Source organism: Tateyamaria sp. syn59, from assembly GCF_007995245.1.
Lineage (GTDB): Bacteria > Pseudomonadota > Alphaproteobacteria > Rhodobacterales > Rhodobacteraceae > Tateyamaria.
Map to the genome: position 1 here is coordinate 192,147 of NZ_VCBA01000008.1, position 22,920 is coordinate 215,066.

At 56.8% G+C, this 22,920-nt stretch carries 33 protein-coding genes; 10 read left to right on the forward strand and 23 right to left on the reverse strand.

The window, feature by feature from the left end; translation table 11 throughout:
• Window positions 1-7: 7 nt before the first annotated feature.
• From FD715_RS16270 to FD715_RS16365, 20 genes are all read right to left on the reverse strand, one after another.
• Entirely contained in the window at window positions 8-376 is a 369-nt protein-coding gene (locus FD715_RS16270) for a GTA-gp10 family protein (RefSeq protein WP_147112093.1), read from the reverse strand.
• Between the two features lie 41 nt (window positions 377-417).
• On the reverse strand, window positions 418-819 hold the full coding sequence (locus tag FD715_RS16275; RefSeq protein ID WP_147112096.1) for a phage tail tube protein: 402 nt from the start codon (window positions 817-819) through the stop codon (window positions 418-420).
• Complete coding sequence (locus FD715_RS16280; protein ID WP_147112099.1) at window positions 816-1,223, reverse strand: DUF3168 domain-containing protein; 408 nt, start codon at window positions 1,221-1,223, stop codon at window positions 816-818. Before FD715_RS16280 ends, FD715_RS16275 begins: the two co-directional genes overlap by 4 nt.
• Window positions 1,220-1,669 carry an HK97-gp10 family putative phage morphogenesis protein gene (locus FD715_RS16285; RefSeq protein ID WP_147112103.1) on the reverse strand — a complete coding sequence of 150 codons (450 nt, stop codon included), beginning with the start codon at window positions 1,667-1,669 and terminating at the stop codon, window positions 1,220-1,222. Before FD715_RS16285 ends, FD715_RS16280 begins: the two co-directional genes overlap by 4 nt.
• Window positions 1,653-2,000, reverse strand: a complete 348-nt coding sequence (locus FD715_RS16290) for a phage head closure protein (protein WP_147112106.1) — start codon at window positions 1,998-2,000, stop codon at window positions 1,653-1,655. The genes FD715_RS16285 and FD715_RS16290 overlap by 17 nt, the downstream gene beginning before the upstream one ends.
• A complete protein-coding gene (locus FD715_RS16295; protein WP_147112109.1) occupies window positions 1,997-2,275 on the reverse strand; it encodes a head-tail connector protein in 279 nt (92 codons plus the stop codon). Before FD715_RS16295 ends, FD715_RS16290 begins: the two co-directional genes overlap by 4 nt.
• 65 nt (window positions 2,276-2,340) lie before the next feature.
• Entirely contained in the window at window positions 2,341-2,952 is a 612-nt protein-coding gene (locus tag FD715_RS16300; protein WP_147112111.1) for a hypothetical protein, read from the reverse strand.
• A 67-nt stretch (window positions 2,953-3,019) separates the two neighbouring features.
• Window positions 3,020-4,339 carry a phage major capsid protein gene (locus tag FD715_RS16305; RefSeq protein ID WP_147112114.1) on the reverse strand — a complete coding sequence of 440 codons (1,320 nt, stop codon included), beginning with the start codon at window positions 4,337-4,339 and terminating at the stop codon, window positions 3,020-3,022.
• A 21-nt stretch (window positions 4,340-4,360) separates the two neighbouring features.
• Window positions 4,361-5,224: a head maturation protease, ClpP-related gene (locus FD715_RS16310; RefSeq protein WP_147112117.1), complete on the reverse strand. Its 864-nt coding sequence runs from the start codon at window positions 5,222-5,224 to the stop codon at window positions 4,361-4,363.
• Window positions 5,221-6,456, reverse strand: a complete 1,236-nt coding sequence (locus tag FD715_RS16315) for a phage portal protein (RefSeq protein ID WP_147112120.1) — start codon at window positions 6,454-6,456, stop codon at window positions 5,221-5,223. Before FD715_RS16315 ends, FD715_RS16310 begins: the two co-directional genes overlap by 4 nt.
• Window positions 6,453-8,180, reverse strand: a complete 1,728-nt coding sequence (locus tag FD715_RS16320; RefSeq protein ID WP_223274925.1) for a terminase TerL endonuclease subunit — start codon at window positions 8,178-8,180, stop codon at window positions 6,453-6,455. The genes FD715_RS16315 and FD715_RS16320 overlap by 4 nt, the downstream gene beginning before the upstream one ends.
• Window positions 8,181-8,678, reverse strand: coding sequence for a hypothetical protein (locus tag FD715_RS16325; protein ID WP_147112123.1), 498 nt, complete (start codon window positions 8,676-8,678; stop codon window positions 8,181-8,183).
• A 110-nt stretch (window positions 8,679-8,788) separates the two neighbouring features.
• Window positions 8,789-9,154, reverse strand: a complete 366-nt coding sequence (locus FD715_RS16330) for an HNH endonuclease (RefSeq protein WP_147112126.1) — start codon at window positions 9,152-9,154, stop codon at window positions 8,789-8,791.
• A gap of 4 nt (window positions 9,155-9,158) precedes the next feature.
• On the reverse strand, window positions 9,159-9,413 hold the full coding sequence (locus FD715_RS16335) for a hypothetical protein (protein WP_147112129.1): 255 nt from the start codon (window positions 9,411-9,413) through the stop codon (window positions 9,159-9,161).
• A gap of 77 nt (window positions 9,414-9,490) precedes the next feature.
• On the reverse strand, window positions 9,491-10,258 hold the full coding sequence (locus FD715_RS16340) for a hypothetical protein (RefSeq protein WP_147112132.1): 768 nt from the start codon (window positions 10,256-10,258) through the stop codon (window positions 9,491-9,493).
• 35 nt (window positions 10,259-10,293) lie between these two features.
• The gene (locus FD715_RS16345; protein ID WP_147112135.1) at window positions 10,294-10,944 is read right to left on the reverse strand and encodes a hypothetical protein; all 651 of its coding nucleotides are present in this window, start codon (window positions 10,942-10,944) and stop codon (window positions 10,294-10,296) included.
• Window positions 10,945-11,167: 223 nt separating this feature from the next.
• Window positions 11,168-11,824 carry a hypothetical protein gene (locus tag FD715_RS16350; protein ID WP_147112137.1) on the reverse strand — a complete coding sequence of 219 codons (657 nt, stop codon included), beginning with the start codon at window positions 11,822-11,824 and terminating at the stop codon, window positions 11,168-11,170.
• Window positions 11,821-12,879, reverse strand: coding sequence for a DNA polymerase III subunit beta (locus FD715_RS16355; protein WP_147112140.1), 1,059 nt, complete (start codon window positions 12,877-12,879; stop codon window positions 11,821-11,823). Before FD715_RS16355 ends, FD715_RS16350 begins: the two co-directional genes overlap by 4 nt.
• Window positions 12,880-13,170, reverse strand: coding sequence for a hypothetical protein (locus FD715_RS16360; RefSeq protein ID WP_147112143.1), 291 nt, complete (start codon window positions 13,168-13,170; stop codon window positions 12,880-12,882). It lies immediately after the preceding gene.
• A gap of 44 nt (window positions 13,171-13,214) precedes the next feature.
• On the reverse strand, window positions 13,215-13,736 hold the full coding sequence (locus tag FD715_RS16365; protein WP_223274927.1) for a hypothetical protein: 522 nt from the start codon (window positions 13,734-13,736) through the stop codon (window positions 13,215-13,217).
• A gap of 251 nt (window positions 13,737-13,987) precedes the next feature.
• Here FD715_RS16365 and FD715_RS16370 point away from each other — a divergent pair, with 251 nt between their 5' ends.
• Together FD715_RS16370 and FD715_RS16375 are read left to right on the forward strand one after the other, a co-directional pair.
• Entirely contained in the window at window positions 13,988-14,335 is a 348-nt protein-coding gene (locus FD715_RS16370; RefSeq protein ID WP_147112149.1) for a hypothetical protein, read from the forward strand.
• Between the two features lie 15 nt (window positions 14,336-14,350).
• Complete coding sequence (locus tag FD715_RS16375) at window positions 14,351-14,836, forward strand: hypothetical protein (protein ID WP_147112152.1); 486 nt, start codon at window positions 14,351-14,353, stop codon at window positions 14,834-14,836.
• A 256-nt stretch (window positions 14,837-15,092) separates the two neighbouring features.
• On the opposite strand, the gene FD715_RS16380 is transcribed toward FD715_RS16375, so the two are convergent.
• Window positions 15,093-15,536 (reverse strand): hypothetical protein, encoded by a 444-nt coding sequence (locus FD715_RS16380; RefSeq protein ID WP_147112155.1) that lies wholly within the window; start codon window positions 15,534-15,536, stop codon window positions 15,093-15,095.
• A gap of 346 nt (window positions 15,537-15,882) precedes the next feature.
• Here FD715_RS16380 and FD715_RS16385 point away from each other — a divergent pair, with 346 nt between their 5' ends.
• The 8 genes from FD715_RS16385 to FD715_RS16420 all read left to right on the forward strand — a co-directional run bounded on the left by FD715_RS16385 (window position 15,883) and on the right by FD715_RS16420 (window position 19,699).
• Window positions 15,883-16,218 (forward strand): helix-turn-helix transcriptional regulator, encoded by a 336-nt coding sequence (locus FD715_RS16385; RefSeq protein ID WP_223274929.1) that lies wholly within the window; start codon window positions 15,883-15,885, stop codon window positions 16,216-16,218.
• Window positions 16,219-16,580: 362 nt separating this feature from the next.
• Entirely contained in the window at window positions 16,581-16,901 is a 321-nt protein-coding gene (locus tag FD715_RS16390) for a hypothetical protein (protein ID WP_147112158.1), read from the forward strand.
• Window positions 16,898-17,197: a hypothetical protein gene (locus FD715_RS16395; RefSeq protein WP_147112161.1), complete on the forward strand. Its 300-nt coding sequence runs from the start codon at window positions 16,898-16,900 to the stop codon at window positions 17,195-17,197. Before FD715_RS16390 ends, FD715_RS16395 begins: the two co-directional genes overlap by 4 nt.
• Window positions 17,198-17,758: 561 nt before the next feature.
• Window positions 17,759-18,070, forward strand: a complete 312-nt coding sequence (locus FD715_RS16400; protein WP_147112164.1) for a hypothetical protein — start codon at window positions 17,759-17,761, stop codon at window positions 18,068-18,070.
• Window positions 18,071-18,082: 12 nt separating this feature from the next.
• Window positions 18,083-18,739, forward strand: coding sequence for a hypothetical protein (locus FD715_RS16405; protein ID WP_147112168.1), 657 nt, complete (start codon window positions 18,083-18,085; stop codon window positions 18,737-18,739).
• Window positions 18,739-19,104 carry a hypothetical protein gene (locus FD715_RS16410; RefSeq protein WP_147112171.1) on the forward strand — a complete coding sequence of 122 codons (366 nt, stop codon included), beginning with the start codon at window positions 18,739-18,741 and terminating at the stop codon, window positions 19,102-19,104. Before FD715_RS16405 ends, FD715_RS16410 begins: the two co-directional genes overlap by 1 nt.
• Window positions 19,101-19,424, forward strand: a complete 324-nt coding sequence (locus FD715_RS16415; protein ID WP_147112174.1) for a MazG-like family protein — start codon at window positions 19,101-19,103, stop codon at window positions 19,422-19,424. Before FD715_RS16410 ends, FD715_RS16415 begins: the two co-directional genes overlap by 4 nt.
• A complete protein-coding gene (locus FD715_RS16420; protein ID WP_147112177.1) occupies window positions 19,424-19,699 on the forward strand; it encodes a helix-turn-helix domain-containing protein in 276 nt (91 codons plus the stop codon). The genes FD715_RS16415 and FD715_RS16420 overlap by 1 nt, the downstream gene beginning before the upstream one ends.
• Before the next feature lie 240 nt (window positions 19,700-19,939).
• Here FD715_RS16420 and FD715_RS23070 read toward each other — a convergent pair whose 3' ends face one another.
• Window positions 19,940-20,203 (reverse strand): type II toxin-antitoxin system RelE/ParE family toxin, encoded by a 264-nt coding sequence (locus FD715_RS23070; RefSeq protein WP_147112180.1) that lies wholly within the window; start codon window positions 20,201-20,203, stop codon window positions 19,940-19,942.
• Window positions 20,204-20,212: 9 nt separating this feature from the next.
• On the reverse strand, window positions 20,213-22,672 hold the full coding sequence (locus FD715_RS16430; protein WP_223274932.1) for an N-6 DNA methylase: 2,460 nt from the start codon (window positions 22,670-22,672) through the stop codon (window positions 20,213-20,215).
• Window positions 22,673-22,920: the final 248 nt, after the last annotated feature.

Genomic DNA, 22,920 nt, shown 5'->3' on the forward strand with positions numbered 1-22,920 from the left:
GGCCAGTCTAGGCCGCCGCTTCGGGCTTTCCCTCGCTGTCAGCGTCCCCCGCTTTCGCTTCGGGCATTGCAGCAGTGATCGCTTCACCCAGCTTTTCCATGGCGGCCTCGACGCCGCCAATATCCTGAACGATCTGCCCGGCCTTCACCACGGTGATGTCAGGCTGATGCTCCTTCAATCCGGCCCAAAAGAGCAAGCGCACATCACCGACACGCAGGGTGCCGTTTTCAGTGCTTTTCTCCAAATGGCCAAGGAACTCCGGAAAGCCCTTGTTGGCTGCGTCTTCCAGTTCCGCCATGGCGTTGGTTGTGAATTGCAGCTTGTAGGTCGTGTCATCGACTTTGATGTCGAACAGCCCGCGTGTTCGGTTTGTCATGCTCTTACTCCGATCTGTAAAACTTTTGCGCACCGTATGCGTCAGACGACGGCAAAGACCGGCTCGCCCGTGATCTTGAACGTCGCGGTGGACGTGACCCTGTCATCCATGGGCGGATCCGTTTCCAAACCCGTGATGAACGCGTTGATCGCCCAGGTGGACCCATCGGGAAATCGGATTGTGTATTCCTCGGCGTCGTCATTGTTGAAGTCCGCGATCATCGCTTGAAAGGCCGAGCTTGCGGGCGGCGACTGGATCACGACAGTGACTTCGCCGCCATCCTTCAGCGCGGCGATGAATTCACGCCAGCGACCCGGCGACTTCATATGCGTTGCATCGACCGTGTCACGGCTCAGCGACGGTGGGCCAATCTCAATCACTTCGCCGACACTGGTCGTGCCGCGCAAGAATTCTGAATCATTGCCAATGATTGCATCAGTCATTGGTTTGTCTCCTCGTTCCAATGGATGTCCAAATCGACGCTGGCGCGAAACAGTGTCTCGCCATCAACGCCTTCGTCTGTCACGTCGCGCGAACCGGCGACGAATATGCCTTGAAATCTGATGCCGTCGCGGACGGTTGCTGACGCTTCATCAAGCGCGGAAATGGCCGTCTCCGCCGCGTCCGCATCATCGTAAAGCGCCGCCCAGGCATCGACCTGAACCCGTGTGCGCCTCAACGCCGAGCGGCCTTTCATGTGATAGGTGCGCGGGTCAGAGATTACCGTCAGGTTCAGATACGGACGCCCTTCAACCTGCGCCGGTTGTTTGCCCCAATGAACGCGACCTTGGACCAGCGCATTCAAACGTGCATCGGCCAGAAACATGGCCGTCAGCGCGTCTTTCATCGCTTGCCCTTCTTCGCTTGCCGTTTTCGATACCGCTCAACCGTCTTTTGAACGTCAGCCCACAACTCTTTGCGGATGATCGTCAGGGCGTTGAGTTTCTGCGCGTCCCAAGCCGGGCGTAGGTGCGGTTGTGGCGCCTGGTGGACGTTGCCGAATTCGGTTTGAACCGCCTGCGCCGCCGCCTTTTCGCCCGGCCCGACATACACTTCGACCTCGCTTTCCTTCTTCGAGATTTTGCGCTGCCGTTTGGTTAGGCGGGTGCCCACCCCATAGCTCTCTTTCAGATCACCCTCGTCTTCGGGAGCGTTGGCTTGCCCAGCATCAGCAATGGGTTGCGCACCTTTCTTAAGGACACGCCGCACGCTCGCTTTGGCCGTCGCTTTGGGCAGGTTCATCAAGACACGTTCAATGTCTTTGAACCCGTCCACCTTAAACGAGATTTTCATTGACGCTCACCGCCGTGATTTCCAAGAAGCGGTTGCGACCAAGGTCTACCTGCTTCATGCCCTGCACCTGCCAAAGCAGGCCATCACAACGAAACTCCATGTGTTCGCGGATGCGCCGCGTAGCTGTTCGAGACAAAACCACAAACCGAGACACGAGCGCCGCATCCTGACGCCCCGCCTGAAAGCGCTCCGCATCGGATACGTCCCGACGCCTTGCACGCGCGCGCGTAAGCTCCTCGCGTCTTGTAACAGGCTCGTTCTTAGCGTTCCGACCGGTTTCCACCTCGTGATAGAAAATTGCTTTGCGGTCCAGCTCACCCAGGCGGATCATGAGTATACCCGGAACGCTTCGAGCAATGAACGCACACCTACTGGGAGCGCACCGTCGCCCTCACGGTCGTTGAAGTAGTGGGCCGCCAACAATCGTTGTGCTTGCAACAGATCGTCCGGGAAGTCAGGCGCAAAGTCCGCGTCGAGGTCACGACGGGTGTGTTGTGCGATCCGCGCTTTTGCTGCGTCAAGGTAGTCCGCTATCAGCGCATCGTCGTCGTTATCGTTGGGATCGATAATCCCGAGATGTGGCTTGATGTCTGACACCGTCAGCATGACTGCCTTTCCCCTTTATCCGAATTCGAAAGACAGGCCGCGATGGCCCAACGCGGCCTGTCGATTTAGCCGCTCTGCTTTGACTTTTTGGCAGCTTCTGATTTCAACCGAGTGTTTTCCGCAGTCGCATCAGCCAAGGAAGCTTCCAGGTTGTCGGCACGTTCGTCCGCCTTTCCGACCTCGGTCGCCGCGTCCTCCAGATCCTTCAAGGCCAAGGAAAGCTTGGCATCGGCTGCGTCCGCGCGCGCGGTGACGTCTGAAAGCTTTGATGCCATGTCATCGCGCTCACGACGGACCTCAACCAGCATTTCTTCGTGCTGTTTGAGCGAAGCTTGCGCGGCTTCTAACCCCTTGGTCATCTCCGCCATCGTCTTTTTGGCCTGCGCCAGTTCGTTCCGAGCCTCGTCTTGACCACGCAGGGCTTGGTCTTTGGTGTCGATTGCTTCCGGTTTTGGTTCGAGCGACTCCACGGCTTCTCGTGCTTCTTCGAACTGCCTCTTTGTCAGGAGTTCGGCGGCTGGAACTTTGGGTGCCTTCTTGGTGCCTTTGTCGGTCAAGTTCTTGATGACCTTAGCGACGCGGTGATCCGCATCATCAAGCGGGTAGATCACTCCGCGACGGAGTGTGCCGATAGCTGTGTGACGCGAACCAAGCATTCTGAGGTGTTTCGTTGCCATTTGGAGCTTCCCAGTAAAAAGCCCGCAACCAAAGGGTCACGGGCTACGGTTTCAGATTGATCGAAGGTTAAGCGAAGGTGAAATCACCAGTGACCATCGCCAGCGCGCGCTTGATGGCGAGCGCGAGACGTTCCGTCCCCTTCATGGTCAGCATACCTTCGACAAAGTTGGTTCCGTGCTCGCTGGAGATCAGAACCTCGACATCTTTCCGGCGGTACATCGTTGCTGCCATTTCCAGATCGCCGACCAACCATTCGCCAGCAGCCATGGAATTGCTTTCTACGACCGTCTTGCCCCACAACATCGGTGAGGACATGACGCCGGGGTTCCCGTAGATGTACCGGCTCTGCGTGTCCTTGAGCAGATCAATCGCGGCCCAATCTGTCGGGTTCAGGACGATAGACGTCCCCATGTAGTCCTGAAGCGTCAGTTGCAGAAGCGCCAGACGCAAGCGGTCAATCCGCGTCTGGTTTGGCAACCCGGCCGCAGCAACAAACGCTGTTGCGTTAGGCACCAATCCGTCCAGGTTCTCGCCAGCACCATCCCCTGCAAGGATCTGCATTTCGCGTTCCAGATCCAAGCCGTAACGCAGTTCGCTGTCGATTTCGGTTTGCAGTTGGTCTGCATCCGCCATCGCCTCTTCGCTGATGTTGGTGATGTGCGCGATTTTTTTGACCGGCGCTGTATCCTTGTCGTAGCCATATTCCGAAGGCGGGATGACGCCCCCCTCAGCCACCATCGCTGCCGCATTGTTCCGCAGCACCTGGCGGCGATAGTGGACCATGTCCTGCCCTGTGCGGCCCTGGGCGAGCAGTTGCCAGATGCGCAAGGTGCGACGCGCGAGGCGAACCGGCTCTGTCTCTTCCGGCGCAGAAATCAAACCGCCAGCAGAACCACCCGCTGTGGTGATCGCGTTTTCGACCCGGATCAGCAGGTTGCCGTTGCAGGAGTTTCCGACAAACGATGCAATCTTTTCATCCTCTGCGGCGACTGCTTGGCCAAGCGTCATGACCTGACCGCCCGAACCGCCTCCGCCCCCAGCAGCGAGCTGCTGTGAAACATCCAGCATCTTGGCGTCGATACCCGCAATTGACGCCTTCAACTCTTCCACAGCTTTCGTTGTCGCCGTGATATCGGCAAGCGCCTTGTCAGCGTTCGCCTTCGTTTCTTCGGTGACCTTGCCGAAGTTCTTAACCTCGTCCAGCGCCTTTTCCGCCGTGGCCTTGATCGGCCCGGCCATGTCATCGACTTTCTTCGTCAAAGCCGTGATCATCTGTTCGGGGTTGGTGCCGCCCTCTGCCGTCACTTCAGACATTACCGCAGCCGGAACATTTGCCATAGCTGTAAGGACCGCGAAGGGCACCGCGGCTTTCATCATTTTTGTCATGATTTCCTCTTGGGAGATTGGTTACGAGAGTTTCGCCAACAGGCCGCCTAGGCCCGCCATCAAGGCAGCGTCTTGCTTGCCTGTTCCAGCAGCGCTTGGCGTACTGGCCGGGGCAGCGCCGGGCGTGCCCTCCTTCATTGCGGCGATCATGGACCGCCGCTCAGACCTTGGAATCTGAAGTTTCGCCATGAGCACATCCATTTTGGCTGTTGCGCGCTTGGCGTCTGTGGGTTCGTCGCCGGATTGCTCCGTGGCAACGTAATCGGATGGCAGCAAATCATCGGCAAAGCCGTCTTGGACAGCCCTTGCACCACCGATCCATGTTTCCCTGTCGAGCATCGGTGCGATTTCGGCGGCATCAATACCCGTCCGCGCCGCGTAAATGTCCGACAATGCAGCATCGAAGGGTTCCAACCACGTCGCTACATCCGCAAGCGCATTGCGATCACCGCATGCGCAGACTTGCGTGTTGTGGATCATGAAGAAACCAGCGCGGGCAATCAGGATTTCATCTCCTGCCATAGCGATTGCTGATGCGGCAGACGCGGCAATGCCCAGCACTTTGACCGTCACTTCGCCGGGATGCTCACGCAGCAGATTGTAGATTGCCAGCCCTTCAAAGAAGTCGCCACCAGGGCTGTTCACGTTCACTGTGACCGGACCTTCACCGATGTTGCGCAATGCCGCTGCCACGCGTTTGGCCGTGACTCCCTCATAGAAGAACCCACCCCCAATCGGGTCGAGAACAGAGATCGAGTTTTCTCCGTTGTTCTCGGCGGAAACACTTAAGCTCGGGTTCCAGCGGTCCAGAGCCTCAACCGTCAAATCGGCGTTGGCGCCCGGTTTGGTCGAAAGGTCAGCCTTCGGCAAATCGCGAATTGTCATGTCTTTTCCTTTCCAAGCATATCAACGGGCGACATCGCACTGCTGACGATCAGATCATCCGCATCGCCTCCGCGCCGCGACATCCCAAGCCATTCGGATCGCCCTTCATCACCGCTGATGTACCCACCCATGCGAAGCTTCAGCAGGAAGTCACCCAAGGCGGCGCTGTCCATTGCCAACATCCATTGGCGGTCAAAGCGGAAGCTGCGACGCGCGCGATGCTGCGGGGCGATCAGATCCATCCTGATCTGATCCTCAATCGCCCGATAAAGCGGACCAATGCCCAATTTCTGCCAGCTCAGCATGACTTGCTCGACGCCAGCCCCAAACATGGTTTGACCACTTGAGGTGTGCCCGATGACAACGGGCGGGACGCCAAACCATCGGCAAACGTCTTCGACCGAGAACCGCCTTGTCTCCAGCAACTGGGCGTCTTCGGGGTTGAGCTGAACCGCATCCCATTTCAGACCGGATTCCAAAACGAGAGTTTTGCCAGCTTTGCTGGAGCCGATGAATTGCTCCAAAAGCTCCTGTAACTGCGCGCGCTGCTCGGCGGTCAGCGCCGAGTCCGACGACAGCACCCCCGCGACCATCATAGAGTTCGCGAACACCGTCGCCGCCGACTGGTCCGCAGCAATCGCCGCGCCAATCGACTGCGTGCCGTACTTGATCGCAGACATGCCTAAGCCGTCGCCCGCACCAAAGCCGCGCAGGTGAAACACCTTATCGGCAGGCATTTCGTATCGCTTCCCGCGATCGATTATCTGATACCGAAACGTTCCGTCCGCTTGGCGCTTTGGCGTGACATTGAACATTGGCCGCAAGCCTACCAGCCGACGATTTCGACCGACCTCAAGACGCTCATTATAGGCATTGCCCCGCAAAAGCATCTGCACAACCTGACCCGTCCAGAACTGGCTTGGCGTAATGCCCGGCGCAGGCTGCAAAGTCAGAATGCTGTGCAAGTCATCCTCGACCGGAGACGGGTTGCCGCTGTCATCCCGTTGGAATTGCGCAAGTGGCGTTGATCCGATGACGCCACTCGTTTTGCGCACCGCGTCCCAAACGGCGGACAGACACATTGCCGTCTCACCACTGACCACCGTTCCAGCCTTCGACGTTGTCCCGTATTGCGAAAGCGGCTCAGCGTTCGTGGCGTCGATCCAGCCGCTCTCGCCCGACATCAAATTGGCGACGCTATGCAGCCCGCGCGAAACAGCTTTCAGGATCATGCGACCATCACCGGATTCAAGAGAAAGTCGTCCAGTCCACCCCCAGACGGTTCCGGATTGCGCGACAAAAGCATGTGCGCATTCAAGAGGCCAATCACGACGTCAATTTTCGCCGCACCTGCGACCTCCTTTTCGATGTAGCTGTTTGAGCCACGTATTGAGACGCGTGCATTCGCGATCGACCATGCAAACACGGGCTGACCGCCGTGCAACATCAAACGCGCCTTCAAACGCAACGGGATCGACTTGATGGCGGCCTGTAACTCCCAACCCTGCGGAACGCGGGTAAGCAAAGGCTCAACAATGCCAGCTTTTTCTAGTTCGGTTTGCAGCTCCGGCAGGCCCGCTTTGTCGAGACCAACGGAGTATTCCTTTCCAAGCTTTCCCGTTGCTTGGACTTCAAGAACCAGATCGACCACTTCTTCGACATGCTGGAAGGGGCGATCCGCAGCGCACACAACAAGATGTCCATCTTGCTCGAATGTTTCGAGCGCCGGTGCAATCGACTTGCGGCGCTTCAAGACTTCTGGCTGCGCCCAAGCTTTGCACCAGGCAAGATAGGCACCGGTGAGTTTCTCCTTGCCCAACACAACCAAGCCACAAAGGTCGTCATCGCCACCACCGTCAACGCCAATGGTGCAAACCTCGACCCGTTCCAGCAGGTCTTCCAGCGTCAGGACAATTGTGGCCTTGTCCCAGTGCTGTTGCGCAGACCAACCATCATCGCCCTGCCCCGTGCCGATCTCGACGTTAAAGTGCTGGCTAGCGACAAGAGCTAAGCTTTCTTCACCCTCGTCCTCGGCCTTCTGCACCTCGTCGCGCAGATAGTCTAAATCTACGCTGCGCCCCATGTGAGGATTGACTAGGTGCCATGTGTCTTCATCTTTCCAACCACCGTCCTTCACCGCCTCGACGGGGAGTTCGTAGATCAACGCCAGCATTGGGCGCTTCAGTTTGCCATCGCGGACGCGGCGAGCGGTCTGCAACTCAGAGCGATAAACACCAACCGGTGGCTTTTTCGACTGCGTGGTGATCTGCAACAGAAAGTGTTTGTTTTGCGGATGCGAAAGCGCGCCTCGGATTTCGGTAAAGATGCCCTTTGCGTCTGCCTTCTTTGCAAACACGTGGGTTTCATCAATCAGGACCGTCGCGTTTTTGAGCCCCGTCACGATGTCGGTATCAGCCGCCTTGATTTGGATCTTGGACGGAATGTCCGGGTTCAGATTGCGCACCGTTTTGGTGCTGGTGGTTGGTTCCGAAAACAGCGGTCGTATGCTCGCCGTGCGCTCGATGATGCCGCAGATGGTGTCGAACGCATTCCGCGCCAGATCAATCGACGGAGCCACAAGAATAAACAAGGCCGATGGGCTCATGTTCAGGATGCAAGCTGTCAGGATGATCGCTGCCGCAATCGCCGTTTTCCCGTTCTTCTTCGGGATCATGACGAAGAACTCGCGAAGGTAGCGCTTCTTAAGCTCCGGATCGTAGCTGCCAAAAACTACTCGAACCAGGTTGAACACCCATTCGTCGCAGATCTCGCCGAAGGTCGGGAAGCCATCAAGATCAGGGTTCCGCAACCCCTTGAAGATCTTGAGCGCTTTTTCCGCGTACGCGTCGTACAACGGCAGCTTCGGGAAGATCGATTTGCCGTGCATGATGCGATCGGCCCAATCGGGAACCGCCGTTGACCAGTCGTCAAACTGCGTCGGCGCGAGCATAGCCATTTAATGCACGCTCTTGGGGTCCAACAGCGGGTTCCCAGCAATAGCCCGCACCGCTGCGTCCGCCTGTTGTTGTTTCTTGCCGCGCGGCGCAGATGACGGCGCGGGTTTGGGTTTTGTTTCTCCTGTTTCATCGCCCGCGACCTCACGGGCAAGATCCTTCATCGCTTCCGCTGCAAGGATCGAGTTGAGTTCGCGAATTGCAGTTACGTTGCCCTTGCTTGCTGCCTGGTCGAGCCGCAGGAGGTTTGCGGCCTTCTCTTCAGCCAGCGCCTTCTTGCGCGCAGCCTTCACGCCCTTTAGGCCAGAACGAAAATAATGCTTGTTCAAAGTCGGGACTGAAATTCCCAACTCGGCGGCGATGTCTTTCTTCTCAAAACCCGACACAAGTAACAGTTTGACTTTCTTGACGTTTTCCTTGGTCGCAATGTGACCATTGGCACCGGGTTCCCCGTGGTTCTCAGGTATGGGGTCGCCCAGAAGGTCAAATTTCGGGTTCACAGAAAAAAATTCTCCGAGTGCGTGGGGTGCGGGTCTAGCGGAGCGGCCTATGGCAGCTTTCGACCCACCCCCCCCCCTTTGAAGTTTTCAGATGATGACTGGCGCAGCGGTCAGCCGTGACCTCTGCGCTCCAAGCTCTGTTTGACAGTGTCGTGGTACTTCTTGCTCACGGCTTCGAGATTGTTCTCATCCCAGAACAGTGCCGGATCGCCACGATGCGGGATCACATGGTCAACGGTTGCGCTGTTCGGTGCCGGGTACTTTCCAACCAATGCGATGCCAGTTTTCTGGCAGATGTAGCCATCGCGCTTTAACACCTTCGCCCGCAGCTTTTGCCAACGTGCCGTCTTATACCACGCACGCCACGGCTTCTCACGATCCCGCTGCCTTGAACGTTCAATCTCGGACGCTGGCGCTCGACCAATCCGCGACGGTAAAGTTCCAAGTCGCGGCGGCGGTGCACTCAGCTTGCCCATGCAATCAGTCGGTTTCAGGCACCGGACCAACGCTCAGCATCATCGGCGCTGGCATACGGCCATCAATCGAGACATGGATGGCTGCGCCCGCATTGATCGCCGCAAGCTCGGAAGGCGTCGGGAACCACGCTGTTGTCATCGTCGGGACGAGACCGCCAGCCACATCGCAAAAGCGCTCGCCGTCACGCAGAGGCAGGCCAAGGAAACCCTGCGACTTACCGCAAACGCGGGTCGCACCTTCGATACGTCCGATGTCCATGATGTGCTCCAAAAGAAAACGCCCGTCAGGTTGTTATACCTGCGGGCGCATTTGGTGTGTTGGCACTTTGTCTAGCTTTAGCTGGACCCCTTGGTCAACGACTTTCTTGCAGAACCTGCCCACGGTCTCTGCGGTGGCAATTCATCGGTTACGGAAATCCATTTCAGATCAAGAGCTTGAAGTGCGGGACGCAACCACAAAAGTGCCATGCGCCAACTGTTGTAGTTTCGCCGCAGCTCACCGATTGTAGACGCATCATTTGCAATCCGCACCGGGCACACGCTTACGCGGCAACGCTGCACGCCGCCTCTTGTCTTCAGATGCTGCCAACTGGAAAGGACAATTGACTGTCGGCCCTCCCTTCCCGGCTCCCACCTTTTAGGCACAACTTCCAGCCGTCGCCCTTCGCCCCAGTCAGGACACCGCCGCGCCTTGGCAAATCGCGCAATTTCCACCGCCTGCCCTCGATCTGCAAACGTAGCAGCCACTGCGCAAGCCACGGCCTGCGCGCCATCCGCTGGAAGAGAGCGCCCCGGTGACGTGTCGATGCGAACGCCCCCCAAATTGCCTTGCTGCATCAAACGCGCACAGCTATCGGCCAGGCCACCACCGATAGACAAGTCCCCGTAGTCCAAACTCGCCCCCTCGTCAGCAAACGCCCATTCCAAAGTCGCTTGGACGCTGAGGGAGCGATGCTTTCGTTCATCTGGCGCTCCTCTTGGTGGGAGCTTCGAGTAGCTCTTGCGCAAAGCGTCCCAATCAACGGGTGCGCGCCACTCTCCATCCTTTTCATCACACCAGTTTTCTGGTCGTGACACGTTTTTCAGACGCGGCAAATCGTTCATAGCGTCGTCACGTGCAAAGCAACCCCGTTCATTGCTCACACCCTCACCTCGCCATCGTGGACCTGACCGTCATCCCTGCGCATCTCATTGCCCTCCTCAACGAACCGCAGTGCCACGGTGTGACGCGCCTCAAGCCAGGACAACTTGGCCCGCTCATCCTTTGTCGCCGTTCCCTCCGCTACGTGACGCCGCGCGGCCTCGACAAAGCGCCGCCTCTCCCGCGCATCATGATGGATCTGCCTGCGCGCGCCTTCACTCATCGGGGGTTTCTTATGCGTCTGGATGTAGGCCAAAACCTCAATCAACGTGTCAGTCTCGACCGCAACCGGCCCAGCATTTGACCGAAACCAGCCGCGTAAGCTTGGCACCTTTTCGAGCGGACAAGGCTCAACCATCTCTGCGATCGCATAGAAAGTCGCGCGAGGAGGCCAGACATCACGCCCTTTACCTTGCCCCTTGGAGCGCATCATATCGTACATAACCTCAAGGCTTTGATCGGACATGTAGGCGAGCGCATCTGCCAACCGGCCAAGCGCCTTCTTAAAATCATCGTCGCTGATCTTGGCTGGCTTGCGGAAGCCATCCTGCGCCAATGGATCAAGCAACAACCGCCTCACACGGGCGCGCTTTCCTTCAGGTTTTTCAGCGCTGTCGTTAGCTTGATCGTCCAATCCCTGCTTTGCCATGCTCTGCACCTCTCGATTTTTGAGTCCTACTGTTTGGGCTTGCGATCACTCTTCTCGGCAATCCCAACTTATCCACAGGTTCAGCCGTCGAATTTGAAGCGGAACGAAATGTCTTATTCTCTCTTCTCATTTCATTTCCTCTCTTATGTCTGGAACTGTTCCGTTCTGTTCGGAAACGTTCTGTTTTGTTCCAGACACAAACGGCCCGATTTATTCAATGATTTCAGTGCCCGCCCCGTTTCCGCCCCAAAATGCCCTCGTGAGCAGCCGCACGCAGTGCTCGCGAAACTGAATGCTGGATTTGCGGCATCCGCCTTTGTCCCGGATGATGCTCAAGCAGCCATTCGTCCAACCAGCCGACGGCAAATTCATCGGAGCAAAGCTCGTCTGAGCACCCGCAGTCCCGCAGGACGTCAACAAGTCGCTTGCGCCGCGCATAGACCGCCTTGTTTTCGTTGCTGGCCTTATGCTCCTGATGGCCGCGCAGGGCGGCCTCCATCACCTCTTGCACTACCGGGTGCGCCAACCTGATTTCGCCGTTGTCGCAGCGGACAGGCGACCAGTTGTAAAGCGGATTGAACGAACGCCCTTTCAGCGAAAGCCACCGCTCCAAAGGTAATCCCAATAGGAAAGCAAGCCCATCATCGTCAGACGGCAAAGTGCCCAACGGCGTTTCGCCATGAGACTTGAAGAACAGTTCCATCCCGAAAAAGCCGACTTCGGGATCACGATACGCTTTCCGCCGGAACCCACTGCGATCATACCGGTCGTGGTTGAATTGCATGAAGTAATGCGAGTCCAACCGGCTTTCCGCTGAAATCGGATAGTCTGGCAGGTCTGACGCATCGAAAACATGAAAGTTCGCGGATGAAGGTGTCATGACGGCCCCGCGCTCAAAGCATGCCGACTATCGCGTATCGGCATGACCATCGCGAACGTGCCATCGCTGGCAAATCGAACCCCGTTTCCATCTGTCGAAACGTCCACCACGCGACCCGCCAGTGCGCTTAGCGCGGGCAGAACATACTTTGTGGCAAGGACCATGCTGCGTGGTTCACCTTGCGCGGGCACACGCGCGCCACCGCTGATGTGCCGCCCTTCAAAGCCATCGCCCTGGACGGAATAACAGTCGTCCTTTGCCTCAAAATACGCAACGCGGGCGCGCCCGAAAGTAACCGTTTTAACGGCATGCAGCAGGCCGTCCGCATCGACGGACGTAAAGGCATCCCCATAACCGCCAACAAGGTTGCCGATATCTACCGGCTCCGCATCAATCAAACGACCGATTGCAGAAAAGTTCGCTGTTTCGAGCCGCCACGCCTGCGAGGACAAAAAGAACCGTCCTCCGTTGAGCCGCTTCACAACCGATGACGCGGATGCAGGTACGATCTTGTTTGCTTCGTTCTCGCACGGACAGCCGAAGAACATGTATCCGTCTGTCCCGAAGGCCAGCCCGTTCGCGAACGCTACACCATGCAGCGCAGTGCGGCTGTCGTCTTCGTTGGCAAATGAAGCACATTGCAAAAACGCGGCTGCGCCGCCGATGATTTCCGTTTCTTGGTCCGGCTTTTCGGCGCGGGGAAAGTGCTCAGAGGCCAGCGTCGGAAAATCAACACTGGTGCCACCAGCCTGTATGCGAAGCAAGGGAAACTCCCCGTCTTCTATCGCTTCAAACTTAACCGCCTCGTCGCCCAAATGTTTGAGTAGTTGCAGCAAGTCGTTGGCGTGCACGCACAGCGATCCCGACTGGAAAACAGCGGCTTCACAGCGCGCCCGAGTGTGCACGTCATGATCTGAGCCAGAAAGGACCAGGGCATTGTCAGAAGCCTCGATCCGGATGCTTTCCATAATGGGCGACGTGCTGCGCCGGGCAACAACCGACGCAGCAAATTGCACGGCGGGCGTCAGGTCCGATATTTCGACATCGAACCGCATTCACGTTGCCTCAAGGAGTAATCCGTTGCGCTGTGTTTCTTGCAGCGGCTTTGCGTCGGGCATGCTGGAAGTGCCAAGCCGACCAAGTTTGTCTTGGCAAAGCTCCAATTCGGTTTCCAACATCTCGATGTTCAGGCGGTCTTTCGAAGTGGAGCCGTTGGCCTTGAGCCTGACATAACCACCGGAGTATCCGGCGAACAATTGACCTACACGGTTCGTGTAGAGCTGGCACACCTTGTAAACGCCTCCGGTCTGCAAAAGGACGTTGTCACCTTCGATCTGCTTGAACATCTGCTCTTTCCTCTGTTTTTGGCGCGCAGGGGCGCATTGCGCCGCTACCAAAGCGGCGATTGATCTGGGCTTTCCTTGTCTTCTGAATAGTCTTCGGGACGTTCCAGCCGACTGCGGCAAGGCGCTATCCACTGAAACTGTGTTCGCTGCCGAATTTTGGCGCTCCAAACAATCCAGCAATAGCTTGTTGCGGTAGAGGCCGTCTTTTGCAGCCGCCCCTTAACCATCGGCACGCGCTCAACAAATTGAAGAACCATAGTGGGCGGCTTCGGTTCAAACAGCGACTTGTAGCGCCGCTTGCCCTCCAAAAAGGACGTGCGGACCAGCACAGCGACACCGCTGCGCGCCACCGCAGTTGCGGTGCTTACGAATTCCTCGCCACGTCGGAACGGTGGGTTTGTGACAATCCAGTCAGGGGCGCGCTCGGGTTTACCGCGCAGATCCTGCGGCCACTCCGCCGGGTTCAGGAAGTTACAAATGCCGTTTTGCGCGCGATAGGTGCCGGAGTAATCGTGGATGTCCGTCGCGCGAACTTGGGCGAAATACTCTCCAAGTGGTCGCGCCATATGACCTTCGCCGCAGGCTGGTTCCCATGCGTGCATCAGGTGCAGCGGCGAAAACAACGAGAGGCGCTCGCATAGCGCGCGCGTTGCCCAGGGCGGCGTCGGGAAATAGTCCAAGCTGTCAGCCGGTTCGTGCCGCTGCTGCATGACTGCGCTGGATTTGTTTTGCCCGCTCATACCGCGACCACGCTGGACTCTACGCAAAGCGCACGACTAGTTTCGACCCAAGGTTGAAACACTCTGGGGAAACTGTGATGAAACGACTTGCGCTTCTTGTCTGGCTTTTTGGTGCGACCGGCGTTGCTGCAGCCAAGATTGATGGAATTCAGAACCACGAGGTTCAAACGATCTTTTGGACCGCGCCTTGCACTGAAACCGTTGCGCTTATGGACGCAGCTCCGCCCGAAGATGTGCCAATTCTGACGCTGGTCGGTGTTTTGGCTCAACAGGCCATGGCTTGGGGTCATCTTCTTGGTTTTGAAAGCGCGCATCCTGGAATACGTGGCGAACACGAAACCGTATTGATGCGCCTTCGAACGGACTGCGCCGCAACACCGGACAAGACCGCGATTGATATACTGCGCGGCTACACTCAGGAGTAAAAAGCTTTTCCTCATGTGAACCACGCTGACGGACAGATCATCACAAAGCTTGGAAGGAAACGCAGAATGAGACTTGCCTGGATAGCGAGCGCCCTTGTCGGAAGCACGGTCGCAGCCCACGCCTTTGACGAACAAGCTGTTGCCGCAAAGTGCGCGGCGGATTGGAGTGCAGACTTCGCTATGCAAAAGTTCTGTCGCGACCAAGCGGTAAAGGCGCATAGCGAGGCAACCGATGCTTGGAGCACATCGACTGCACAGCGCATGCCCGCAGAAGCATTCGACAAGTGCCGGGCAGATTGGACCAACGATTGGGTGATGATTGCATTCTGCACCAAGCAACAGATCGACGCGTTCTCGACAATTGCGGATACAACCGAAGGTCTCAGCCCGGATGTTGCCAGTCAGATCAACACGAAATGCGCGGCGGACTGGAGCAGCGATTTTGTTATGCAGAAGTTCTGCGCGGAACAGCAGGCTGAAGCGTTCAAAGCTCTGCAATGAAACTACGTTGCCACTGCGCGGCAAGCGGAGTACCGGTGTCGGCACGCTGTAATGAGATGCTTTGTACCTCTGACCGATCATGCAATCGCCTCGAATTCGAATGCATTCGCACAGTGCGCTACGGTTGCCATTCCTCCAGTCAGGTCCAGCCGCGCGCGGACACAGCTTCGGTGCTGTACGCAGCCCATAGCGACGCGGACAAAAGCGCGGACTTTTGTCCGGTCCCAGGAAAAAAAATTGGCGCCCGCCATCACCGTCACTCCGCCGCGAACAGCATGCGTGGCGCGGCCACAGGATGCTCATTGACCGCGATGGCAACGTGCCCACCGTTTGCGCCAGTTTCGCCCTTCCACCACTTGCGCGCGGTGCGTTCTGAAACGCCAAAAACCAACTGTACGTGGTTCAAGTCGCGGTAATTGGCTCGGATATAAGCCTGCCAGCGGTCAGGAAATTCACGGTGAACACGGTGTGGGTCATAACTCGGCGCCGACTCACCTCGACCAGAAAGCGCATTCTGCTTGGCATGTGGAATGCCAACGGACATTTGTGCGGACACATTTTCCAAACGGCCCATTTGTTCGGACTTTGGTTCCAATCGGCCCAATTGTGCGGACAAGAGTTCTGTTTCAGCAGCGCCCGGAATTGTGCCAGCCTGGTCGGCGACAACATAAAAGATGCGCGTGCCGTCGCGATCGGTCATGCCACATCCTCGCCGATAGGTAAGATGACCGAGTTCGTATCTTTGTTGTTCAGTGAGTCAGAAGGTTTGATGAAGTTGAATAAGCTATCCGGACATTCAATACCGTCTTTGAGACACATGTCCTTCACTACTGCATACCACCTCGCAGGAAAGACACCCGAAGATGCTGCGTTGCTAATGGTCGTCACTCCGACACCCAAACCGACAGCCATTCGCCGTCGACCAAGTTCGTCACAGACCTCAGATGCTTGTCTCATGGAGACCGCTGGTAATCCATTTTTTCTGGACTGCCTAGGTCCATCTGGATTCCGGTTCATTTTTTCTGGATAGGGCGTAGAACTGTTCCATGGACATTGAAGATCGAGAACGCCTTGCCCGCCAGGGCGACATGGGAGTAGAGGCAAGCGCAATTCGCGTTAAGGCTGCGCGCTATGCCAGCGGCTTTGAACAGCAACTGAAGTTTGCCAAAGCCTGCGGCCTCTCAAAGACCACTTACAATAACATTGAGAAGGGTCTTCAGTTCCCGAACCGAGACGTGATGAAGTATCTGTACCGCGCGCATAGGATCGACTTTAACTTCATCATGAACGGCGATTTCGCTCAGCTTCCTGCCGACGTTCAGCAGAGGCTCTTCCCAGCACTTGAACGCGCAGAAAGTGAATGGGATCGAAAACAAGGTTAAGGCTTATCCTAAGCCTTGCCGCAATCCTCGCTAGTCTGTAGGCGAACGGTGTTCGCATGTGATTCCCTCCTAGGTAGAAATTGTGGGAAGGCCCCATGCTGTCCACACCTGCAAAAAATAATCAAAATGATAATTTCAGCCATTTGGCAGGGTACATCGCAGGTTAAGCGGTAGCCGGATTCCTTGAATTATGCGGTGCAAGGCTAGGTCTTTCGTGATCGTGTGATCCATAAATAATGGATATTTATGTTGCAAGTCCATATTTTGTGAACTAGTGGTTGGTCGAAAGCACAACGGAGGTGACAGTGCCAGACGACCGTACATCCGCAGTCTTTCCTCGTTACACGGGCCCGCTCGCTCCCGTGGAAGTCGTCACCAGCGACACGCTTCGCTTGCTGGCCAAGGGCGAACCGGACTGGCACCGCGGCGTCATCTCGCAAGAATTCCAATCAATGTTGGTCATGGTGCTTCCGGACATCTGCGGCGAACTCTTGGCTCTCCGGGCTGCCGCACGCCTTGATCCGGCCCGACCAGCTACTGGAGCAGATCTGGACGCAATGGAACGAATTGAAGGGCTGACCCAACACGCATGTGATGAACTAGCTGAAGCCAACGTTCGCATAGCGACTTTGGAGGAACGCACAGCAGAAGTCCTTTTGTATCTAAAGGGCCGTGCCACATGACGTCCTCGCTGAATATTCCACGTATCGAGTTCGCGCTCACTTTCCTTAGCGACTGCAATCCCGATCATCGACTGTTGGCGCTACAAAATTTGTGCGAGAACAATGGCGTTTGGACCATTCCACAGGACCGCAGCCGTTACAGCCCGGTGCTGTACGAAGTTTCGCTTTTCGGTGTCGCTGCCATTTCCGATGACATCCAGCACCTGCCAGACAATTGGCAGCGCGCCGCTCGCAACATCTTGCGCAGCCTTCCTACCGAGGACGGCGACAAGGAAGCCGAGCAGACAATCGCATGACTCATGCAAGCACAGAAACGCGCCAAGAGCCGCAAAGGGGCCGTGTCACGCCCTACGGGGACGCAGAACGCCTACCTGCGCTGCGGCCCGGCTTCTGTGACTACTGCCATGCAGCCCTCCCAAAGCAGGCCAAATCACGTCACGCTCGGTTTTGCTCGGCTGAGTGCAGGATACGGTGGTGGACCATGGCACGTAATCGCGGCGCTCAGCTTTATCAGATGTTGATGATATGGCGGAAGTGGCGCGGCCGCGCTGGGACACCCGGTGCTGGCGTGATTGGGCGCATATCCAGGCAGATCGACGCTTGGGTGCGCGTTGATAAGGGCTCAGATCAGTGAAGCCGCTCCTTACACCAAAAGAAGACGCCTTGCGTAGCGCGTTCCACGTCCCGGTGTTCAACCCATCTGCGGCCATAGAACGCCTGTGCATAATCTGCAAAATCACCAGTCGCAGACAACTGAACCAGGGCGGGCAATTGCTCGCCCCCCTCTAACGCCTGGGCACGGAATTCGGTGCGTGGACCGGCCACACCCCCAGCCAACAATAGAAAGGGCTCCATTCATGTCAGGCATTGACGCAATCGCCGCAGAGCGCCGCCGTCAAATTGAAGTTAAAGGCTGGACGTCAAATCATGATGACCAGCACGGGCCGGGTGCCTTGGCTGGCTCTGCAAGCGCTTATGCCATGTCGGCGGCTAGTTCCTTGATGTGTGGGTCAGAAACTCCCGTGGTGCTCGACCCGCCACCATTCTTCGGTTTCGACGCTTCTGATTGGAATCCCGAAACTCCCCGCGAAGATCTGGTCCGTGCTGGCGCGCTTATCGCTGCCGCGATCGACCAGCTCGAGCGTCTGCGCGATCAACTTGCGAACTGACGGACCCGACCCATGGCAAAGGTTCTCATAGGTTGCGAAACAAGCGGGATTGTCCGGGACGCTTTCTTGGCCCTCGGACATGACGCATGGTCTTGCGACATCCTGCCACCGGACACACCGACCAACCGTCACATCCAGGATGATGTGAGAACCGTTATGCGGGCCGATTGGGACTTGATGGCCGTCATGCACCCGCCTTGCACACGTCTGTGCAACAGCGGTGTGCGTTGGCTGTCCCAAGCCCCACCGGGCCGCACCCTAGAGGATATGTGGGCCGAACTGGATGAAGGCGCAAAACTGTTTTCCGCCGTCTGGAACGTCCAACACATCCCATGCGTGGCGGTGGAGAACCCCGTCATGCACAAGCACGCTAAAGCCCGCATTGAAAACTACCAGCCGCCCGCGCAGACGGTCCAGCCTTGGCAATTCGGGGATGACGCGAACGGCCCCGACAACGAACGCAAGCGCACGTGCTTTTGGCTGCGCAACCTGCCACCGCTTTGCCCCACCGGCTCGCTTGATGGAACCACGGCCCGCGACACAGTAGCAAAGGCCAGCCCCGGCGCGAACCGGTGGAAGGTGCGAAGCAAGTTCTTTCCAGGCATGGCGAAAGCCATGGCCGAACAGTGGAGCGTACATGCCTTTCAGCATCTCGCGGAGGCCGCGTGATGCCGATCAACCCAGAGAAAGCCAAGAACTATCCCGGCGGATCGATCTATTCAAAGGAATGGAAAGCCTTTCGGGCATTCATCCTGTTTCGTGCGGCAAACCGGTGTGAGGGCACACCACAACACCCCGATTGCCGCGCGTATAACAAGCAACCGCACCCTGAGACGGGCGGGAATGTGGTGCTGACCATTGCACACATGGATCACGACGAACGCCACGCCGATCCCGACCGTTGCCGCGCCCTCTGCCAACGCTGCCACAACAAATGGGATGCGCCACACCGGCAGAGGAACGCCGCGATAACCCGGCGCACGAAGTCGGGGCAGATGGATTTCAATCACCTTTTGGAAGGAGCAGAACAGTGAGATTTGTAGACCTCCGCAGGGCAAATCGAGCCCGCCAAAACGAATGGCCGGGAAACGAAAAAACTGACTTGGCTTTCCGCGCACTTGAGGTTGCTGGTGAAGCTGGTGAACTATCAGAGGCCATAAAGAAGTTTTTGCGCGCTGAACGCGGGATTCACGGCAACACAGCCACCAAGGAAGACATCGCCGACGAAATAGGTGATCTGATCGTTGCCTTGGATCTGCTCGCGGACGAATTGGGGATCGAGCTGGGCCACTCTGCCAAGACCAAATTCAACGCAACGTCCGCGAAGTACGGCCTTAAGACGGTCATCATGTAATGGGTATCGAAATCGCCACGTCCGAGGACATTGCCGAAATCAAGAAAATGATGGTCGGTCTCGCCACCCAAGTGCAGACGCTGACGCAAGTGGTCGAGGCACAGCGGAAAGAGCAAATGCCGGAGTGGCTGACCGTTAAGGAAGCTGCGACTTACCTGCGCCTGACACCCGACACGATCCGCCGGAAGGTGCGCGCGGGCCACTTCGACACCCGCCGCGAGGGCAAGAACATCCTGATAGCCAGATCGTGCGTGCTGGAACAATCAAACAACTGACGTAAGGTCAAACGATGAACAATCCTCGCGGACAAATCGGCCAAAAGCTAGATCAACTGTTTGGCGACACATCGCGCCCAGCTTTCGAAACTCTCAGTCATCTTGAGTGGGTTTCCGAACGCGCAGAACAACTCGCGCAGACCTTGCGCGATGACGGCGTCAAATCAGACCACGAATAAAGGACAGGTCATGGCCGCAAACGGGGCAGAAACTGAACGGAATTATGCAATTTACAAGAGATCAATGGAGATTGTAGACCACCCTTCGATGGCCGACTTTTACTACGTCAATTGTGCCTTCGTTATCTGGTTCTGTGTAAACTACACGATAGTTTCCTGACCTAATCCGCCATAGCCCTTCATAACCCCTCAGCTTCCGTGATCCGCTCGGATATGGATCGGCCTCAAGCATTTCGATTTTGTCAAGCAGTCGGTTCCTATCGCGCTCTGGGATGCCATTTAGAGCTTTCTCTGCGGACCGCCGAAATACAACTTGATACTCCACGCTCAGCCTTCATGATTTCTTGCGAATTTCGCTCAGCGATTTGGTGCGTGGTTCATCCATAGCGACATGGGCGTCCTCCGCGTCGATATCATCTTCGCTGCGGTTTTCACGCATCTGGTTTTCCCGACGCTTCACCGCCTCGGGATCAACTTGCATAAATGCACGAAGCGCATCCTTTGGATCAAAGCCATACATTGATAGGCGACCGTTGTTGCTTTTTCCCATATCTTTTTCCTCCTGAACGGCTTTTTGGTATGGGGTTAGGCTCGCAGAAACAACGTCCATCATATCGTCTAGTCTGTCGGCAACCCAATTCTCCAAACCCCGTGAAGTTGGCATTCTAAAATGCGCTATTCTTGATGGAGTGAGCTTTCGTCCGTAGTTAAAACGCCATTTTTCCGCATGAAGCGTTGCGGCGGTCAGGACCAATGTTACCAAGTCTGGAATACCATCGTCTTTGGGCAGCAAAACTAGGCAATCATCGTTGACAGCACATGGCTCCAATTGGACGAACGCCTCGCCAATAGACCCGGTTTGGGCGACTGTCACAAAGCTTGGATTTGCTGCAACCGGGAACTCAAGCCAGCCGTATGTCCCGTTGTAGTTCTCGGTTGGAGAGATTATTAGCGTCCGCCCCGGGGCAATACCTTCGCGCGAATGAAGTTCTTTCAACCCGTAGTAAATGTCGAAGGTTCCTCCAATCGTTCCTTTGTTTGACGGCAACTTCGCCGCATTCGAGATGCGTATTGGCGTCAGCATCTCGCGATATGGTTGAAGCACAATGTCTCCAGCATCTATCGCCTCCCGTTGCGCCACAATCTCGGCAGCATACCGAGTATAAAATGAAGCCAGCCGACGAAGCTGTACGTCAACCGCATAACGAAGCTCGTCATCTTCAGGCACAGCCGACGCGATGTAGGCGCCAGCAGACCATTCGTCTTCGCCTGACACGCTCGCAGCCGCACTGAACCCCGCAGTCTCTGTCTTGTTAGCAATCGCGTCCAATGCGGCAGGTATCTGATTCGGCTCGCTATTTCGGTGAACGCGCACGCTCTTTCGAAGGACAAGGCCGTCATGGTGTAGTCTCACGAACGCAGTCTTGCGGGCTGGGTTGTGCGCCCGTCCCTTCTCCAAGAAAATGATAGATGTTGTCACAGACGCGAACGGTTGGAACAGCTCGTCTGGAAGCTGACAGACCGCCGTCAAAGTGTGCTTCTTAAGGATTGACGCGCGCCACTTTGCAGCCTTGCCCCCCTTCGACAATAGGCTTGCAGGCACAACCACAGCCATCTTCCCACCATCCCGCAGCGACTCTAGACCCCGTTCGATAAACCGTTCGACTGGCGTGTCGGTGTTCTTGTGTGGAAAAGGCGGATTCATAAGAGCGATAGATGCCATTCCTTCCGGAAAATCCGGCACCCGACCCAAAGAGTCTGCCTGTCTAATCTTTGTAGAACCGTCGCCGCGGAGGATCATATTGGCAACGCACAAAGCCGCTGTGCTGGGCTCCGCTTCAAAGCCTAGAATGTTCTCCTGGATGACCTCGACCATACGGGTCCGCGGGAGATGCTCCACCTCAACGAGACGGCTCATGTAGGCGACAAAAAAGCCGCCAGTCCCGCACGCAAGATCCGCTACCACATCGTTGCTACCGGCCTCGCAAGCGTCGACCATCATTCGAGCTACATGGCGCGGTGTAAAGTACTGGCCGATAGTGTTCCCGCCGGTATAGCGGAAGAAGGTCTCGTAAAGTTGCCCGAGATAGTCATGCTCCGCCGTGAGGACAGTAACATTTAGCCGTTCCAGGATTGTAAGGATGCGCCCCGCTTTTTGACGCAGCTTCAGGTTCGCAGCGTCCACTGTGATCGACTTGGACAGCGACAGCTTCCCGGCTTTTGCGAATGCTTCGCCGCACGCCTCATTCACGTCCTTCAGCACATATTTGGGGTCGCGCCTTAGCTCACCACGCGAGTGCCACAAGGCGAGCATGAAGGCCGCTACCGCTGTAGGGCGGAACTCATCCTTGATATCCGCTTCGCGCAACAGCCGGTTGATATCGTCAGCCTTCTCGGCCAGCACTTCTGCTGGCGGCGGAGTCGGTCGTATGTCAGCCGGGCCGCCGCGCGCCGTGATCCGACGGACATCCGTCTCGTTCGGAATCCAATCGATCGGATGCCCCTCATAAGTGACTGGCACCCACCCTCGTGCATCGTCATCCCACTTTGAAACACGTAGACCGAACGCGTCCGCTTCTGTCCCGGCGAGACCCACCGCCAAGGGCCTGTACCCCGCCGCCACCAAAGCAGCGCCATAACCCTCGGCCTCTATGATTGCCTGAGCTAAGTCATCTTCCGAAGCCTTGGCTTCAATGACGACGAGCGGTGTGGCGACATCGGGATCAACAAGAATCGCTTCTGGTACGCCCGCACCGGCTCCGCTCTTACTTGCTCCTTGCAAGGCTTCTGCCAAGTCATGATTATCTCGATACTCGTGCTGAAGGTAAAGGTTTCCTCGCGGGGGGCTGCGTTCATCCCATCCTTGAGACGATAGAAGATCATCAAGCAGCCGCTCCGCTCGACGCTCGGAGCGGCGGACCAGCGCGGAACCTGCCATTGTCTATCCTCCCGATGCGGCGGTGAGTAGCACGTTGTACGGAAGCCGCTTACCCGCAAGCCCGGAAATCGCCATCAATGCTGCCTCACCGTCCGTCATCTTCC